Annotated in this window: 10 protein-coding genes and 1 pseudogene; 4 read left to right on the top strand and 7 right to left on the bottom strand. The window is 58.8% G+C overall.

Annotated features, from left to right (window positions below; genetic code table 11):
• Positions 1-240: 240 nt before the first annotated feature.
• The 3 genes from DBP26_RS22035 to polX form a co-directional block, all read right to left on the bottom strand.
• Complete coding sequence (locus tag DBP26_RS22035; RefSeq protein ID WP_108239641.1) at positions 241-1,125, bottom strand: universal stress protein; 885 nt, start codon at positions 1,123-1,125, stop codon at positions 241-243.
• A 295-nt stretch (positions 1,126-1,420) separates the two neighbouring features.
• Positions 1,421-2,494 carry an NAD(P)-dependent alcohol dehydrogenase gene (locus DBP26_RS22030; protein ID WP_108239640.1) on the bottom strand — a complete coding sequence of 358 codons (1,074 nt, stop codon included), beginning with the start codon at positions 2,492-2,494 and terminating at the stop codon, positions 1,421-1,423.
• A 78-nt stretch (positions 2,495-2,572) separates the two neighbouring features.
• Positions 2,573-4,324 (bottom strand): DNA polymerase/3'-5' exonuclease PolX, encoded by a 1,752-nt coding sequence (polX, locus tag DBP26_RS22025; protein WP_108239639.1) that lies wholly within the window; start codon positions 4,322-4,324, stop codon positions 2,573-2,575.
• Between the two features lie 224 nt (positions 4,325-4,548).
• On the opposite strand from polX, the gene DBP26_RS22020 reads away from it, so the two are divergent.
• Positions 4,549-5,916: an erythromycin esterase family protein gene (locus tag DBP26_RS22020; RefSeq protein ID WP_108239638.1), complete on the top strand. Its 1,368-nt coding sequence runs from the start codon at positions 4,549-4,551 to the stop codon at positions 5,914-5,916.
• 75 nt (positions 5,917-5,991) lie between these two features.
• On the opposite strand, the gene DBP26_RS22015 is transcribed toward DBP26_RS22020, so the two are convergent.
• On the bottom strand, positions 5,992-6,675 hold the full coding sequence (locus DBP26_RS22015; RefSeq protein WP_108239637.1) for a phosphoribosyltransferase family protein: 684 nt from the start codon (positions 6,673-6,675) through the stop codon (positions 5,992-5,994).
• 176 nt (positions 6,676-6,851) lie between these two features.
• Positions 6,852-8,294 (bottom strand): annotated as a pseudogene (locus DBP26_RS22010) (molecular chaperone GroEL).
• A gap of 88 nt (positions 8,295-8,382) precedes the next feature.
• On the opposite strand from DBP26_RS22010, the gene DBP26_RS22005 reads away from it, so the two are divergent.
• The gene (locus tag DBP26_RS22005) at positions 8,383-8,904 is read left to right on the top strand and encodes a BCAM0308 family protein (protein ID WP_256600851.1); all 522 of its coding nucleotides are present in this window, start codon (positions 8,383-8,385) and stop codon (positions 8,902-8,904) included.
• A gap of 15 nt (positions 8,905-8,919) precedes the next feature.
• On the opposite strand, the gene mgtA is transcribed toward DBP26_RS22005, so the two are convergent.
• Positions 8,920-12,519, bottom strand: coding sequence for a magnesium-translocating P-type ATPase (mgtA, locus tag DBP26_RS22000; RefSeq protein ID WP_108239636.1), 3,600 nt, complete (start codon positions 12,517-12,519; stop codon positions 8,920-8,922).
• Between the two features lie 228 nt (positions 12,520-12,747).
• Between mgtA and DBP26_RS21995 the strand changes: the two genes are divergently transcribed.
• Together DBP26_RS21995 and DBP26_RS21990 are read left to right on the top strand one after the other, a co-directional pair.
• Positions 12,748-13,395 carry a BON domain-containing protein gene (locus DBP26_RS21995; protein ID WP_108239635.1) on the top strand — a complete coding sequence of 216 codons (648 nt, stop codon included), beginning with the start codon at positions 12,748-12,750 and terminating at the stop codon, positions 13,393-13,395.
• A gap of 221 nt (positions 13,396-13,616) precedes the next feature.
• Positions 13,617-15,893 (top strand): heavy metal translocating P-type ATPase, encoded by a 2,277-nt coding sequence (locus DBP26_RS21990; RefSeq protein ID WP_108239634.1) that lies wholly within the window; start codon positions 13,617-13,619, stop codon positions 15,891-15,893.
• A 29-nt stretch (positions 15,894-15,922) separates the two neighbouring features.
• Here DBP26_RS21990 and DBP26_RS21985 read toward each other — a convergent pair whose 3' ends face one another.
• On the bottom strand, positions 15,923-16,783 hold the full coding sequence (locus DBP26_RS21985; RefSeq protein ID WP_108239633.1) for a CHAD domain-containing protein: 861 nt from the start codon (positions 16,781-16,783) through the stop codon (positions 15,923-15,925).
• Between the last annotated feature and the right edge of the window lie 36 nt (positions 16,784-16,819).

Raw genomic sequence — 16,819 nt, 5'->3', positions numbered from 1 at the left:
ACCTCCTGACGGGATGATCCTCAGCACTCGCCGCGCCGAGGCACTGGATATATTGTTTCCAAGCTCGACTTGGCACGCTTGATATGGATCAGAGAATAACGTCAGCGCGAGGTTCACCGCAGAATACAGGCAGCGCTCGACCTGCACAGTCCCCAGCCAATGCGGCAGATCAGCAGATCTCCGGCACGATGGGACCTACCGATTCACCCGCGAATATCGACTGTCCCAAAAGGCGTACTGTCAAACCGCGACCACGTCACAGGACACTTGGTACAAGACATGCTCGGTCGTGCTGCCCAGCCACTTTTCAAGTCCCTTGGGCCGGACGCGCCCCATCACGACCATGTCGACCTCACGCTGTACGGCGAACTGGCTCAATACGGAAACAGCGGGGCCGGCCACAAAATGCACATGATCCGCAGCGATGCCATGGCGGTCGCCCAGATCGCGGAGCGCTCGTTCCTCAGCCCTGTGCAACGCCCCCATCAGATCACCAAAACCTAAGGCATAGACATCAGCCAGATACCCCACGAAGCGCTCGCATGCATACAACAGGTGCAAATCGGCGGCGCATTGCACCGCCAGGCTCAAGGCGTGTCGAATGATGCGATCATTCAGCTCCTCATCGGTTGAGGTGGCACTGGAAATATCTACCGCAGCCACGATTTTGCGCGGCAAAGCATGTTCCCAGCCACCCAGCAGATACACAGGGACGGAACTGTGGCGCAGCAGACGCCAATCCAGCGGGGTGAAAAAGGCCCGCTTGAGCATGGATTCATACTCGACGTCCTTGATCAGGAGATCGGGATTTTGCTCTTTCACGTAATCAAGCAAATCGTGCGGCAGGTCTTCGGCACAGATGAGCTCAGCGGTGACCGATAGACCACGATCAAGCAGGCGCTTCACCTGGATGTCGAGCCAGCGCTGATGGTCCTCAAGATAGGTCTTGAGGAGTTTTTCCCGCTCCTCCTTTTCAAGCAACGCCAGCATGCTCGAGCGTAATGCAAAGGCTGTGATGTGCAGAGTTGCAGCGCATACCCTGGCCAGCGCCGCAGCATGTAGGATCGCCGGGGAATGGCGCAAATCTGGGTTAATGACCAACAACAATCGTTGATACTGGCTCATGATCATGCTCCTTGGTGAAGTCAGGATCTCGCTGGTTCGCAGGTCTGTCTGATCGATGTCCGTTTCTCCAATGCCTGCACTGTCTTGCGGTATTGGGGGAACTGATACAACACGCTTGAGCCACGTTGCTCAGTGAACCGCTTGTGCAGATTGAACGCTGGAGCGCCATAAGCCTTCTCACAAAGCGGGCCAAGTCGCCCTTCACGAGACAGCAGTGGAAACTCATCGAAACCAAAGCCTGTGAACGCGAATGGCGTCAGCCCTGCCCTTATCCGCAGGACGGGCGCCTGATCGTTCAAGGCGAAATAGCCACCTTGATCACCCCGTCCCGCTGGTGGGCGAAGAGCTCATACGCTGCTTCGATCTGATCGAGTTTGAAACGGTGGGTAACCAGAGGGGCCAGGTCGACGGAGCCCGCTGCGACAACAGTCATCAGACGGCGCATACGCTCCTTGCCACCGGGGCAGAGGGTGCTGACGATGCTGTAATCCCCCAGCCCCGCAGCAAACCCGCCGAGGGGAATATTCAGATCCTGGGAATATACGCCCAGGCTAGACAGCCGTCCGCCTGGCCGCAGTGTCTGCAGCGCCCACTGGAACGTGGTCTGCGTACCCAACGCTTCAATCGACACATCGACGCCCCGACCATCGGTCAGTGCCAACACCTGCTCGACCACATCTGCGGTCTTGAAATCGATCACATCGGTCGCGCCCATTTTTCGCGCCACTTTGAGACGCTCGGTGACGGTGTCGATGCCGATGATGCGCGACGCCCCTCTCAACCGCGCACCCGCGACTGCACATAGCCCGATAGGACCTAAGGCGAAGACCGCCACCGTATCGCCAATGGCAATTTCACCGCGCTCGGCACCGGAAAAACCCGTAGACATGATGTCCGGACACATCAGCACTTGCTCATCGCTCAACGTGTCCGGTATGGCACAAAGATTGGCCATGGCATCTGGAATCCGCACGTATTCGGCCTGGCATCCATCGATCGTGTTGCCGAGCTTCCAGCCCCCCGCCGCCTTGAAGCCGTGTCGCGTTGCTGGACCATCCTGCGCCCCGCAACCGCAGAGACAGGCGTAACTGTGTCCGCTGGGTGTAATGGCCCCTGCGATCACACGTTGCCCTTCTGCGAAGCCTTTGACCTGACTGCCCAGACGCTCGATCACCCCGACAGGTTCATGACCGACGATCAGCCCAGGCACGACCGGGTACTCGCCCTTGAGGATATGCAGATCGGTGCCGCACAGTGTTGTCGTGGTAATGCGTACAAGGGCGTCGAGCGGTCCGACGTCAGGAATGGGTTTGTCTTCTAGGACAATGCGATTTTTTTCAACGAACACAGCGGCCTTCATCAGGCTCATACTGACCTCCTTGCCTTCGCATTCTCTGCTTGGGAATGATCAGTTTGCGCTGATGTGCAGCTCAAAACTTGATATTGGTCATACTCCGCACTGAAGAGACTTGATGGCGCAGACGGGACGTGTGTTGAGTACGTCCTGGCCTCGCAGCCAGCCCCTTCGGGCTTGGGCCACTCCAAAGTACAAATTGGAGAAATCAGCCACACCACGTGCATCGGAGCTGACGCTGATGAGTACACCTTCACTTTTTGCGTGCTGGCAATGGATATCAAAAAGATCCATCCGCTCAGGTTGTGCATTGAGTTCAAGACTACAGCCACGAGCAGCAGCGGCCCTGATAACTGCGTCCAGATCCAGGTCTACCGGCTCGCGCTTGTTGATGAGCCGGCAAAGCGGGTGTGCAAGGATAGAGAAATAAGGATGTTCAATAGCCTTCAAATAGCGCGCCGTCTGTTTGCTCCGTGACAGGTTGAAATGGGTGTGAACGGCTCCTATCACCACATCCAGGCGACTCAGGACATCATCAGGCAGGCCCAGACTACCGTCCTCGAGAATATCGACCTCAATGCCTTTGAGCAGTGTGACTCCGCCCATACGCGCGTTAAGGGCATCTATCTGATCGATCTGTTGGAGCAGACGCTCACGGCTCAGACCGTGGGCCATCTGAAGCGAATGGAAATGGTCCGTGATCGCAAGATACTCCAACCCCGATTTTCGCGCGGCCAACGCCATTTCTTCGATACTGTTAAGACCATCCGAGTCCAGCGTATGGACGTGCAGGTCACCTTTGAGGTCACCCCGTTCGACCAGCCTGGGTAATTGGCCAGCCAGCGCGGCCTGTATTTCACCCCGGTCCTCTCGTAATTCGGGCGCAATCCAGGGCAACTTCAGCGCTCGATAAACGTCGGCTTCGCCACGGCACGTGAAGGTTTCGTGGGCCCCGAACAGGCCGTACTCACTGAGTTTAAGACCGGCTTTGTGCGCCATTTTCCTGAGCGCAATATTGTGCAACTTGCTGCCGGTGAAATACACGAGCGCGGCCCCGTAAACGTCCGGGTTGATGACGCGCAGATCAACCTGCAAGCCCGATCTGAGCAAAACACTTGCCCGGGTATGCCCCTTCGTCAGTACAGTGGATACCGTCTCAAGCTGAATGAACCGTGCGATGACACCTACCTCCGGCCCAGCAGCCACCAGGATATCGATGTCGCCAACCGTGTCGCGCATGCGTCGCAGACTTCCTGCGACAGTGGCTTGCTCGACGCCCGGAATGCGGGCAATTTCTCGAATCAACCCCTGAGCCAGCGGAGCGACGTCAGCCAGCGGAAAGCGCCGATGCTTATTGAGTCCCCTCAGCGCTGAATTCAACAATTGTGCCTCTATCTTCCGGCCAAAACCGGTCAACTGGCGAATGCGGCCCTGTTGAGCGGCTTGGCACAACTGCTGAATGTTCTCGACGCCCAGTTCCTGATAAAGGCGGCCGACTCGCTTAGGGCCAAGACCTGCGATGGATAACAATTCGACCATCCCCGACGGCACCGTGGCACGCAAGCGTTGACGGAGAGCGCAGTCTCCGGTGGTGACGATTTCCCTGATCTTGCTGGCCAGATCATCACCAACACCCTGCAATTTGGGCAGCGGTTTTCCGCAGGCGATAACCTGCGCCAAATCGATGTTCGTCCTTCGCACGGTACTTGCTGCATTACGATACGCGCGAATTCTGAAGGGATTGGCACCCTGAAGCGCCAGCAGGTCAGCCATCTCGTCGAAGTGAACCGCAATGACATCGTTGCCAGAATACTTTGGGTATAAAACACCGTGTAGCTGCGCCATGGATGAGCTCTTCTCGATAAGCCTGAAGAATCCTCTACCCCTGAATGGTCTGGTTTATTGACAAACCTCAACCAATCACCCACGAAGTCGCAGTGGAATAAGTCAGCAGTCCCCATGAGGCATGGGGTCAATCAATGTGCCGCGAACCGATCGGCCCCGTGCCGGAGCACCCGGCATAGCGCGTAACGCTGCTGAGAACGACCCACCTCAAGGGGATAACGTTCATGAACATGACCTCCCATCAATGGCTGGAAACACTCCATGGCAAGCAACCGTCCATCGACGTAGCTCATCTGCCACCTTTGCTACGCCAATACGCTGAACCGCTGCCGGAGATAGACACACCTGAATTCGGCCAGTTGTTCGACCGCTATGCCGACTCGCGGGTTGTAATGATTGGCGAGGCGACCCACGGCACTCGCGATTTCTATCTCGCCCGCGCTGCGATCACGCGACGGCTGATTGAACGGCACGGGTTCAATATCGTCGCTGCAGAGGCGGACTGGCCGGACGCCGGCCACGTCGATCAATACGTCCGAGATCTAGCGCACTCGGCTTGGAAGCGCCACATCTTCAGCCGGTTCCCGACCTGGATGTGGCGTAACAGTGAAGTGAAGGCATTTACCCACTGGCTGCATGACTACAATCACTCACTGCAGCCCAGCCTTCGCGTCGAATTCCGCGGGTTGGATGTCTACAGCTTACGCAATTCCATACATGAGGTGCTGAGCTATCTTGATCGTGTCGACGCGAAGCAGGCCGGCGAAGCGAGACGCCGCTATGGCTGTCTGACACCGTGGCAGGATGACCCTTCGCTGTATGGCCATTTCGTCGAGCGTGACGGGGTAATGCCCTGTGAAGAAGGCGTCGTCGAGCAGCTCAATGTCATGCTGGCAGAGCAACTGACGGGACTCGTTCAGAACGACGAAGTGCTCTTCAATGCGACGCAAAATGCGCGGGTGGTGATGGCCGCTGAGCAGTACTACCGAGCGATCTACCGAGGGTCCACGACCTCGTGGAATCTGCGTGACAGGCACATGTTCGACACACTGCGTGCACTATTGGAACACCGCGGATCCGACGCCAGGGCTGTGGTCTGGGCTCACAATTCCCATATCGGCAACGCGGGTGCAACCGAGATGGGATGGAAGGGGCAGTTCAATATAGGTCAACTGGCCCGCCAAGCCTTTGGCAGGGATGTCGTGCTCATTGGCATGGCGACAGACCGCGGTCAAGTCGCCGCCGCCGATGACTGGGATGGCGAAATGCAGATCAAAGACGTTCTTGCGTCCCGACCAGACAGCTGGGAACACCAATTTCTCAAAGCCGGCGTCGCCGCATCTCTTACCGACTGGCGCAACCCGGGCCGAAACGCGCTGCGTGAGAGCCTTTGCATCCCGCTGCTCGCCCGCGCCATCGGGGTCATCTACCGCCCCGACACCGAACGCATGAGCCACTACTTTGAGTCGGTGTTGGCGGATCAGTTCGACGCAATGATCTGGTTTGAACAGACGCGGTCGGTAACCGCCCTGCCCCTTCCTGAATCCCAGCATATGGAGCCAGAAAATGAGCTTTACCCGTTTGGCGTATGAACATGCGGGCAAGCCTCTTTGCCAAGAGGCTGTGCACGATGATATCGAAGTCGAGAGCCGGTCGGATGGACACCTTCAAAGAGTTGCCTGGGCCTCTCTCATCCATGCGCGCTTGAGCAGCGCAATGACATCCTGATCGGAGACTTGAGGGAAATTCTGGTACCAGTAACCCACGGATATCAGCCATTGCGGCACCATCGGACAGATGACTTCGTTGACCTCCCCGCGGAGCACCTCAAGAGGTTCGAGTGCAGCCACAGGCACTGCTACGACGATGCGCGCAGGTGAATAAGTCCGTACCGCATGAACGGCGGCCATCATGGTGGCACCGGTGGCCATTCCGTCATCGATCAGGATCACGGTCTGGTCCTTGAGCTGCAACGGCGCCCGTCCCACTCGATAGACCTGCTCACGGCGCTGCAACTCCCCAGCCTCACGGTCCAACACCTCTTGAAGCTGACTGGCACCAACCTCATAGGCATGCAGCGCACCTTCATTAAGGATTTTCACTCCGCCACTGGCAATCGCGCCCATTGCGTACTCCTCATGTGACGGCACACCCAGTTTGCGAACCAGCATCACGTCGAGTCGAACGTTCAGCGCAGTGGCCACTTCATACGCCACGGGGACACCCCCACGCGGGAGTGCCAATACGACAACCGATGGTTGATGAGCGTAATGCAATAGCAGTGTGACCAAGCTTTGACCTGCAACAATGCGGTCAGCATAGAGCGTTTCATTTGAAGCAGACATGGTCATTGGACACCTCGCGCAATCTGGCAATGACGGTACGGGATCAGTGATGGCGGCTCATCCTGACCGAGACCAAACCCCGGGCTGCACAGGACAATTACAACATGCCATATGCGCTGCGACCTGAATTTGATACTTATCAAGCTCGCCCAAGCCCCATGGCATCAATCGCCGTTAATACGTCATGACGCGAAGGGCGCGTTCTCAGCGGGCTCTGATGCCGGTTCGGGAATCTCGGTCATGATGCCTTCGGTCAGCAGCACGACGCTGGCGACCGAGACCGCGTTTTCAAGTGCAATGCGCACCACTTTGACCGGATCCACGATCCCGGCCTTGAACATGTCGACGTACTGGTTTGTCGCTGCATCGAAACCTTGGTTACCGGGCTCGTCCTGCATCCGGGCGACCACGACACCGCCATCTACCGCTGAGTTTTCTGCAATCACCCGCGCAGGCGTTTCCAGTGCTCGCAATACAATCTGCAGACCGGTGCGCACATCACCTTCGTGCCCGGCAAGTTCCGCCCGGACTGCCGACGTGGCTTTAAGCAACGCCAATCCGCCTCCGGCGACAATGCCTTCGGCAATCGCTGCCCGCGTGGCTGAAATCGCATCATCCAACGCGTCCTTGCGGATTTTCATCTCTGCTTCAGTGGGCGCACCGACGCGTATTACCGCGACACCTCCGGCCAGCCTGGCCAGCCTTTCCTGTAGTTTTTCACGATCATATTCGCTGCTGGTCTTGTCGATCTGAGCGCGAATCTGTTGCTTGCGGGTGTTGATCGCCTCATCGCTTCCCGCACCACCGATCAGCGATGCACTGTCCTTTTGCACCATCACTCGATGAGCCCGACCCAACTGGTCCAGGGAAAACTGTTCAAGGCTGATACCCAGCTCATCCGCCGCGACGGTCGCGCCTGTCAGTACGGCGATGTCCTGCAACGTCTCCCTGCGCCTGTCGCCAAAACCGGGGGCTTTGATCGCCACCGCTTTCAAAACCCCGCGAATGTGATTGATGACCAACGTGCTCAATGCTTCGCCTTCTATGTCTTCGGCGATGAGCACCAGCGGTCTGCCGCTCTTGGCGGTCATGTCCAGTAACCTAGCAAGTCTTTCAGAATGCCGACCTTAGGGTCGCAAAGCAGCAGATCAGGCTCGTCGAGCTCAACCTGCATTTTTTCCAGATCGGTGACGAAATAGGGGGAGACAGAGCCGCGATCCAGACGCATCCCCTCCATGATCTCAACCACAGTCTCGATGGTTTTCGACTCCTCAATGCTCACGACACCGTCGACGCCGACTTTTCCAGCGCATCGGCAAGCATCGCAGGAGCCAGCACTGTTGCCGTACTCGTGCCGTTGCCGACGGCATCACCCGGCGCCAAGCGGCCTCGCGCAGAATCTGGGCGCCCAGATTCTCTTCAGGATCAGGCAGATCAATCCTGTTAGCGATGATGACGCCGTCATTGCATACAGTCGGACCGCCCCATTTGTTTTGCATGAGAATCGATTTGGATTCTGGCCCCAGTGTCACCCTGACCGCATTGGCCAACTGAGTCGCACCCGACAACACCTTCTCGCGGGCGGGTGCCAGCGTCCGCCCATGGTTCACACCATCAGCTGACATTAATCAAACTGCCGGCAGGCTGTGGTGCTTCAATGGAGCGCTCCCTGAATCCGGTCGTTTCAGGTCAATGAACTGTTAGCCTGGGCAGATGCGCGTCGCAGGCTGGGAGGATGTTGTGACCAAATATCAGCACAGCCAGAAAAACAAGCTGTTCAAAACCAGATTCCATGACCCCTTCGCCTCACAACGTTTCACTGGCAGCGCGATATGCCCTGGATGCGAGGCGTTCTACTACTCAGGCAATTGGAAATGGCGACGGCCGGAAGCATTGACGCAGGCACCGCGCCAAGTCACCTGCCCCGCCTGCAGGCGCATCGCCGAGCACATGCCCGCGGGTGTCGTGACCCTTTCGGGTAAGTTCTGGGCGGTCCACCGCGACGCCATCAGCAATTTGGTCTACCACGCTGAAAAGCTGGAAAAATCCGAGCACGCCCTAGAACGATTAATGAGCGTCGAAGAGAAAAACGGTGAGCTGGTCGTCAGTACCACAGGCCTGCATTTGGCGGGCCGTATTGCCCACGCCCTGAGGGATGCATTCAAGGGAGAGGCGCATTATCACTATAACGATGACACGTTCTTCCTGAGCATCACGTGGCGACGTGACGATTGAGGAACTGTCCTTGGTTCAAGCACCGCTCGAGGAAGTATGTCCAGACGTCAGCGTAAGCGCAGCGACTGAGCGGTGGTAGAACACCCGCTTGGTGAGCTCAGCCGCTGCTGCATAAAACAGGCTGACGGCCCATACCGCCAGCAGCAACTGCGCAGGGAGCGGAATCAGACCAAACCACTGGCCGACGACGCTATAAGGCAAGGCGACCGTTGCGGCGGCAATGGTCACTGCACTGACCAGCAGCAACCGTGCGGGTCTGCTGCGGTAAAAGGGTTTGTAAGTTCGAACGATGAAGATCGTCAGCAATTGGGTCAGCAGCGACTCGACGAACCAGCCGCTGCGAAACAGTTCAGGCGCGACTCCGACCATCAAGTACAGCACTCCGAAGGTCGCCATATCGAACACCGAACTGACCAGCCCGAAGACCACCATGAAGTTTCGGATATCAATCATGTTCCAGCGATGCGGAGTTCGCTCCCACTCGCGATCGACGTTGTCGCTGGCAATGCTCATGGAGGGAATGTCAGCCAGAAAGTTGTTCAGCAGAATCTGCTTGGCCAGCAACGGCAAGAACGGCAGAACGAGCGAAGCCAGCGCCATGCTCACCATGTTGCCGAAGTTGGCACTGGAAACAATCGAGAGGTATTTGAGCGTATTGGCAAACGTGTGACGTCCCTCTTCGATGCCCTCCCGAACGATGTTCAGGTCATGTTCCAAAAGGACGAAGTCCGCCGCCTGTTTCGCGACGTCCGCCGCGTGGTCCACGGAAATGCCGATATCCGCCGTCTGTAGAGCCGGCGCGTCGTTGATCCCGTCCCCCAGATAACCTACGACGTGCCCGGTTTTCTGGAGCGCTCGGATGATCCGCTCCTTCTGATTGGGATCGACTTCAGCGAACAAGGTCGTTGTCGGCGCAAGCCTCATCAGTGCCTCGTCCTTCATCTGCATCAATTGTGCGCCGGTGAGCATTTGCAAATCCGGCAGCCCCACCGCTTGGGCCACATGACGTGTGACCAGGTGGCTGTCGCCGCTAATGATCTTCACCTGCACGCCCAGGCGTTCCAGCGCGGTCAGGGTGTCGTTGATCTCGGGCTCCGGCGGATCGAAGAACAGCAGAAAACCGAGGAAAGTCAGGCCTGTCTCATCCTGCTTGCCGTAGTGCGGCTGCTCCGGCATCGCGCGGCTGGCGATACCCAATACGCGATAACCCTGCTCGCTCCATTGCGCGAACCGTTCTCCGATGGCCGCGAGCTCGGCGGCCCCCAACGCACAGGTCTGCCCCCGGAACTGGGCGTGCGTGCACACTTGCAGCACCGTCTCGACCGCGCCCTTGGTGATCATCAGGCATCCCGTGTGCGGCACGTTACCCACGATGATGCTCAACCGCTTGCGCACGAAGTCATAGGGAATTTCGTCGCGCTTGACGATGCCAGGCCATACGTCGACGTCTTTGCCCGCCAGAGCGATGGCGTCATCTATGGCATTGCGCATGCCGGTTTGTAGCGTTGCATTGAGGGTGGCCAGCAATAACACGTGAGCGTCTGCGACACCCCAGACGTCGACGGCCCGGTCAAGCACCACCAAAGCACGGGTCAGAGTGCCAGTCTTGTCAGTGCACAGTACATCCATCGAACCCAGGTTCTCGATTGAATTGAGGTGACGCACGATCACCCCTTTGGCGGCCATGCGCTGGGCACCCTTGGCCAGCGTGATGCTCAAAATTGCCGGGAGCAGCTCTGGCGACATGCCGATCGACAATGCGATGGCGAACAGCAAAGTATCCAGTGGCGGGCGCTGCAGGAGGATGTTGGTGCCCATCACGACAATCGTGATCACCAGCATGATGCGCAGCAGCAGACCGCCGAAATGGCGAAGACCGCGTTCGAATTCGGTTTCTGGGGGTCTTGATGACAGCGCATGGGCAATAGCCCCCATCTCGCTGTCCTCTGCATGGCGCGTTACCAACAGCCGAGCCGTTCCGCTACGCACTGAAGTCCCCATGAACACACAGTTACGACGATCGACCAGGCTGGAATCCGGTGCGCTTTGCCCGGGCATTTTTTCAACCGGAAAGGTCTCACCGGTGAGCAGACTTTCGCTGACGAAACAGTCCGTTGCCTCGATGATACGGCCATCCGCTGCGATCAGGCTGCCAGCACTCAGCAGCATGACATCGCCGGGCACCACTTCACTGGCAGGCACATCACGCGATTTGCCGTCTCTTACTACCGTCGCACGGGCCGCCACTTTATTGCGCAATTGCTCGACGGCCGTGCTGGCGCGGTTTTCGTACCAGGCGCTGAGCACCGCGCTCAGCGCCACGATGCACCAGACAATGGCGGCGTCCAGCCAGTCGCCGATGACCAGCGCAATAATCGCCCCGGTCATCAGGATCAAGACCAGCGGCGTCATGAGTTGCTTGAGCGCCAGCGACATGAAGCCTTGCGGTCGTTGCTTGAATGGGTGGTTTGACGGCTGTCGGCGCGCGCGGGCCTGTTCGTCGCTCAAACCTGAGGGGGCGCTGTTGCAGTCGATGAACAACTGCTCGATCGGACCGCTCCAGTAGTCGGCTTGAGGTTGAGTGCGCGTTGGCGACGCATCGTGCAGCCATTCGCGACGTGCCATCCAGAGGCCCGGTACCATAGGGAGCCAGAACGTCAATCCTCTGAACAGCAGAGTCGCGGACAAGGCCACGGCCAGATCCACGCCTGCCCAATGCAACGTGACGACCAGAACGCCTTCGAAGGCGCCAAGCCCTCCCGGCATGATGCCTACACTGCGTACGACACTGGCGACCATGAACCCGGCGAACAGCCCCAATGCGGGAGCGGATACCCCCAGCGCCAAGACCAGCAGCCACAGCGTGGCGCTGTCCAGCACGATGATCGCCAGCTCAAGGAGCGTGACGCGGAGCAACAACAGCCGACTCCGGGCCAGCCGCACATCGGCGCCTGTCAATAAGGCCAGCGCCTTGCTCACCAAGGCAAAACGCTGTCCTGGAATCCGCCTTGCCAATGATCGGTTACCCGCGAGTCTCGGTCCGGATAGCGCCAGAATCAACCCAACGCAGATGAAAGCCAGACAGGCCGCAACCAGGGGCGCAGAAGCATGGCCTTGCACCATCAGGATCAGAACGGCCACCCCGACCGACGCCACGTAAGCGAGAAAGTAGCCAGCCAGGTCCAGCGCCAGGCATGCCAATACCACCGGCCTGGGCAGGCCGAGCCTGATGAAGAATGCTACGACGGCGAACGCCCCGCTGATGCCTGACGAGGGCAAAGCCTGATCGACAAACAATTTCACCAGGCTGAGTCGGATCGCCGGCCAGCGGGTAAGCGCCTGGCCTCCCTGTGCGAGCACGGTGCGAAAGATTTGCCCTTGGGCGACGTATGTCAGGCTTTGCGCCAGTACTGCGGCAATGAGCCAGAGCGGTTGGGCGTTCATGAAGAGGGTCATAAACGATTCAACGTCGCTCAAGTGCAAGGCCATTGCGATGACTGCGGCCAGCGTGGCCGCACCCAGCAACCAGGTGATCCAAAGGGCGGACCGGCTAAACGGCGGTTCTTCCAGCCGGTCGGTACCAGGAATCTCTGGACTGACAGTATCAGCAGCCATGCAGGCCTCCCAATGGACACCGTAAAGCCAGAATCATCGGCAATGGCGAGCGTGCGCGCTTGATGCACATCAGAAAACGTGAGGGTCTCTGGCCGGTGTACTACCCGGCACGTTCGGTCTTGTTGACCAAGAATTGATAAAACTCAATACGGCCGAGGTGCAGGCGCGTACAAAAACAGGCACCCGTGAAGGGAAATACGCCCATCTTCCTGCCAAGGAGACACTGCCATGAGTGACTTGAGCCTTCGCAAAAACATTCTGGACGAGCTTGAATTTCGCCCCGACATTAATCCCGCCCACATCGGCGTGACCGTCGAGAATGGCATCGTGACCCTCTCTGGCCATGTGACAACGTACGCCCAAAAAATCGCGACTGAGCGCGCCGTGAAAACCATGAAAGGAGTACGGGGCATCGCCGAAGAAATCGAGGTTCGCCCCGAGGGGACAATGAGGCCGACGGACGACATGATTGCAGCGCGCGCCGCGCATATCATCAGTTGGACCACCAACCTGCCGGAGGGCGCGATCAAGATCAAAGTCCAGGCCGGATGGGTCGACCTTGAAGGCAAGGTTGACTGGCAGTTCGAGAGAGACTCGATTCTGCGTGCAGTGCACAAAATAGAAGGTGTCGTGGGTGTCACCAACATGCTGACCCTGCGGCCGCGTCTGAGCGTCACGGATATCAAGCATCGCATTGAGCAAGCGCTCGAACGCCGTGCCGAGGTGGATGCCCAGCAAATCCGGGTTCAGGTCACAGGCGATGTCGTCACGCTCGAAGGTCAGGTGCATATGCTGCATGAGCGTGACGTGGTCGAGCGCGCCGTCTGGGCAGTCCCCGGGGTTCGCAAAATCGAAGATCACTTGAAGGTCGCTTGATCCGGATCTACGAAACACGGCAAAGGACTGCCGAGTTGCCTGCGCTCGAAACGTCCACCCCAGAAGGCCGTCTACAAAGGGCTGAAAAAACGCCCGAGCAAAGGGCATGGAGTTACCCCCGCGTGCGAAAGGCCACGGGGGATTTTTTCCATTGCATGCATCCCCGCCCGTGTTTGTCCCCCTACGGTTGGCGGTCAACTTCTCGTCAGCGCGAGTCGAGCATGAACAGAAGTATTTTCGATCCCGCACTGTTGCTGATATCGTCCGCCGCCCTCGCTGTCGGGGCCATGATCAATGCGAGCGGCGACGTGGTGCTGTGCCACTGGATCTGGGCGTCGGCGTCCATCCTGATGGGCGTGGTACTCGCGGTGGAGGTCATCGCCGATCTGCTCAAAGGACAGATTGGCGTTGACCTGACCGCACTGCTGTCGATCGCCGGTGCGTTGTACTTCCTTCAGTATCTGGTCGCTGCCGTTATTGCCGTCATGCTGGCTTCGGGACGTACGTTGGAGTACCTCAGTTCACAGCGCGCCGAGCGTGAGCTTAAACGCCTGATTGATCGTGCCCCCGCCTTCGCCTTGAAAAAGGACGGCGACACGCTCCGGCGTGTTTCGGTCGAAAGCATCATGCCTGCCGACACCATCATGGTCCGCATGGGGGATGTCATCCCTCTCGACGGCCAACTGCTGGCGCTCACGGCCACAATCGATGAGTCAGCGCTGACGGGCGAGCCCGTTCCCGTGGTGCATCATAGCGAAGAGATGCTCAACAGCGGGTGCGTCAACGCTGGCGAGTCCTTCGCCCTGCGAGTTACCCGTAGCGCGAAAGACAGTACGTACGCCGGCATCGTGCGTATGGCCGAAAGCGCCAAACGCTCACGCGCCCCCTTCATGCGCGCTGCGGATCGCTATGCGCTGCTGTGGGTTCCCCTCACGCTGATACTTGCCAGTGGCGCCTGGCTAATTTCCAAAGACCCGCTTCGCGCGCTGGCCGTCATTGTTGTCTCAACGCCCTGCCCTTTGATTCTGGCCGCTCCAATTGCCCTGCTGTCAGGCATTTCGCGCTGTGCGCGACGGGGCATTCTGGTCAAGGATGGCGCCACACTCGAAACGCTCGCGCAGACCCGTCATATCCTGCTGGACAAAACCGGCACCCTGACCACTGGCCATGTGTCGGTACACAGCGTCGAAACATCGGGAGACATCAGCCGCGACGACCTGCTGCGCCTGGCCGCGTCGCTCGCCCAAGGCTCCTCCCATCCTGTTTCATCTGCGATCAGCACTGCTGCCGAGCGTGCCGGACAACCGTTGGGCACGCCGTCCATGCGAGAAGAGACCCCCGGCGCTGGCATCAGTGGGTACCTGGACGGCCACCGGATCAAATTGGGGACGCTGGCCTTTGTCAGCGGCGACGGCAACGCCTGGTCATCGACGCTGCTGATGCGTCTGGATTATCAGGGCCTGGGCGCGAGCTTCATCACGGTGGATGATGCGTTACAAGGCGCCATTCTTTTCGCGGATCCATTACGCCGAGAATCCGCCACCGCCGTACGCAATTTCAGGCACTTCGGCGCGCAAAGCGTCACCATGATCACGGGGGATCGGCTGGCCACTGCCCAATCGGTCGCCATCGCTGCCGGTGTGGACGAGGTCCAGGCAGACATGAGTCCTGAGGACAAAGTCAAGGCTGTGCAGAAAAGCCGAACCCAAGGCATCACGTTGATGATCGGCGACGGCATTAACGACGCTCCCGCACTTGCAGCGGCAGACGTCGGGGTGGCCATGGGGGCCAATGGCGCCGGCGCGGCGTCACAAGCTGCCGGTGTGGTGGTGTTACTCGACCGTCTGGATCGGGTGGCGGAGGCCTTGAAAATTGCCGGACGCTCCTGTCGTATCGCCCGCCAGAGCATGCTGGTCGGGATGGGCCTTTCTGCCGTCGCGATGCTGGTGGCCGCAGTCGGCTATCTGCCCCCTCTGGCGGGCGCGATCCTGCAGGAGATCATCGACGTCGGTGTGATCCTCAACGCACTGCGTGCGCTCGGTGCTCCGGGGTGGCTACCGACACCGGCGCTGGACGCTTTGCGGCTGCAGCAGATGGCCAGTGACCACACTGATCTGAAGCAGGTCCTGGAGAAGCTTGATCAGTTGAGTCATAACTTCCGGCGGTTGACACCCGAAACGGCCAGATCGGAACTGGGCGAGCTGACCGACTTGCTGGAGCGGCAACTCGTGCCCCATGAACGCGACGATGAAAGCAAGCTGCACCCTTTCCTGATCGCCTATTTACGCGGGCACGACCCTTTGGCCCCGCTCAGCCATTCCCATCGAGAGATTTTCCGTCTGGTCAGGTTGCTATCACGCATGAGCGCCGACCTTGTCAAGGACCCCAACGTTTTTGGGGTCGACGAAGTGCACGACACGCTGATTCGCCTGGACACCCTCGTCGCATTGCACTTTGCCCAGGAAGAAGAGCTTTACCAAAGCCTCGATCAGCGCTGATTGTTTAGCCCGCCTGAGTCGCTGGACACTCAAACAGGCAGCCCGGTCTCGACATCGATCACGCCTTCAAACGGATTATCGGCTGTGTGAGCGGCGGGGAGCCCGCGAACGGCGACACGTGACACTTTGGTTTTGGGGAGACGATGTGCCAGTGACCTCAGATGCACCTCGGCGTTATCGAGTGCCGCCTCCGTCCGTTGGCTCCAGTCATGGCGCAGGCGTTGCAGGTCGTCTTCCTTGAACGACAATTGGCACCACAGGTCGAGATCATGCCACTTGCCCAGTGCCGTCTGGGTGGCCGCCATTGCCTGCACTGCCTCACGAGAAATGGGGGAAATGGACGGGAATGCTTCGATCAGATAACGCACCCGCTTGAGTGTCGACCTCAAGCGGTGCCGATCGAAGCCCGGCGTTTCAATGGCATGTTCTAGACGTTTCAGTTGCTTGCAAACAGCGCGCTGAATCCTGATCTTCAAACGGTGGCTGCCCCGCTCGTTTTCAACGGCACGCACTGCCTCAGGGCAATCATCCAGCGCAGTTAACAACGTCGGGATCACCGAGCTGCGCTTTACCCGGGAGTAAAGCGCGTGCAAGGCAGCCTGTCGCGTGATCGCTTGTCGTGCCTGCCCGTGGCGTTTGAGTTCCGCGATGAGCACTTCCAGGTCGCGCGCACGGGTCGTCAGGTTGGCAACCGCAGCGGCAGCCTGGTCGAGCGATGCAATTTCAGAAGACGCACGCAACGGGCGCAACACACTCCTGAGGCGTCTGACATCGATACGCAAATCATGTAGCGCTTCCGAATCGGTTGACTCTTTCACGCGCACGAAGTCGTGATAGAGCCTGACCTGCAAACTCAGAATACGGAAAACAAGACGATCGGCGGTGTTCATGGCTCAGGTTCTCGCGGGGCTTGTGACGACCAAAGG

This window comes from Pseudomonas sp. RIT409, from assembly GCF_003052515.2.
Lineage (GTDB): Bacteria > Pseudomonadota > Gammaproteobacteria > Pseudomonadales > Pseudomonadaceae > Aquipseudomonas.
This window is presented reverse-complemented; position numbering and strand designations above follow the sequence as displayed.

What these genes read in the sequence shown, in the direction of transcription:
- DBP26_RS22035 (WP_108239641.1), bottom strand. Translation starts at nt 1,125, where the DNA reads ATGAGCCAGTATCAACGATTGTTGTTGGTCATTAACCCAGATTTGCGC.
- DBP26_RS22030 (WP_108239640.1), bottom strand. Translation starts at nt 2,494, where the DNA reads ATGAGCCTGATGAAGGCCGCTGTGTTCGTTGAAAAAAATCGCATTGTC.
- polX (WP_108239639.1), bottom strand. Translation starts at nt 4,324, where the DNA reads ATGGCGCAGCTACACGGTGTTTTATACCCAAAGTATTCTGGCAACGAT.
- DBP26_RS22020 (WP_108239638.1), top strand. Translation starts at nt 4,549, where the DNA reads ATGAACATGACCTCCCATCAATGGCTGGAAACACTCCATGGCAAGCAA.
- DBP26_RS22015 (WP_108239637.1), bottom strand. Translation starts at nt 6,675, where the DNA reads ATGACCATGTCTGCTTCAAATGAAACGCTCTATGCTGACCGCATTGTT.
- DBP26_RS22005 (WP_256600851.1), top strand. Translation starts at nt 8,383, where the DNA reads ATGCGCGTCGCAGGCTGGGAGGATGTTGTGACCAAATATCAGCACAGC.
- mgtA (WP_108239636.1), bottom strand. Translation starts at nt 12,519, where the DNA reads ATGGCTGCTGATACTGTCAGTCCAGAGATTCCTGGTACCGACCGGCTG.
- DBP26_RS21995 (WP_108239635.1), top strand. Translation starts at nt 12,748, where the DNA reads ATGAGTGACTTGAGCCTTCGCAAAAACATTCTGGACGAGCTTGAATTT.
- DBP26_RS21990 (WP_108239634.1), top strand. Translation starts at nt 13,617, where the DNA reads ATGAACAGAAGTATTTTCGATCCCGCACTGTTGCTGATATCGTCCGCC.
- DBP26_RS21985 (WP_108239633.1), bottom strand. Translation starts at nt 16,783, where the DNA reads ATGAACACCGCCGATCGTCTTGTTTTCCGTATTCTGAGTTTGCAGGTC.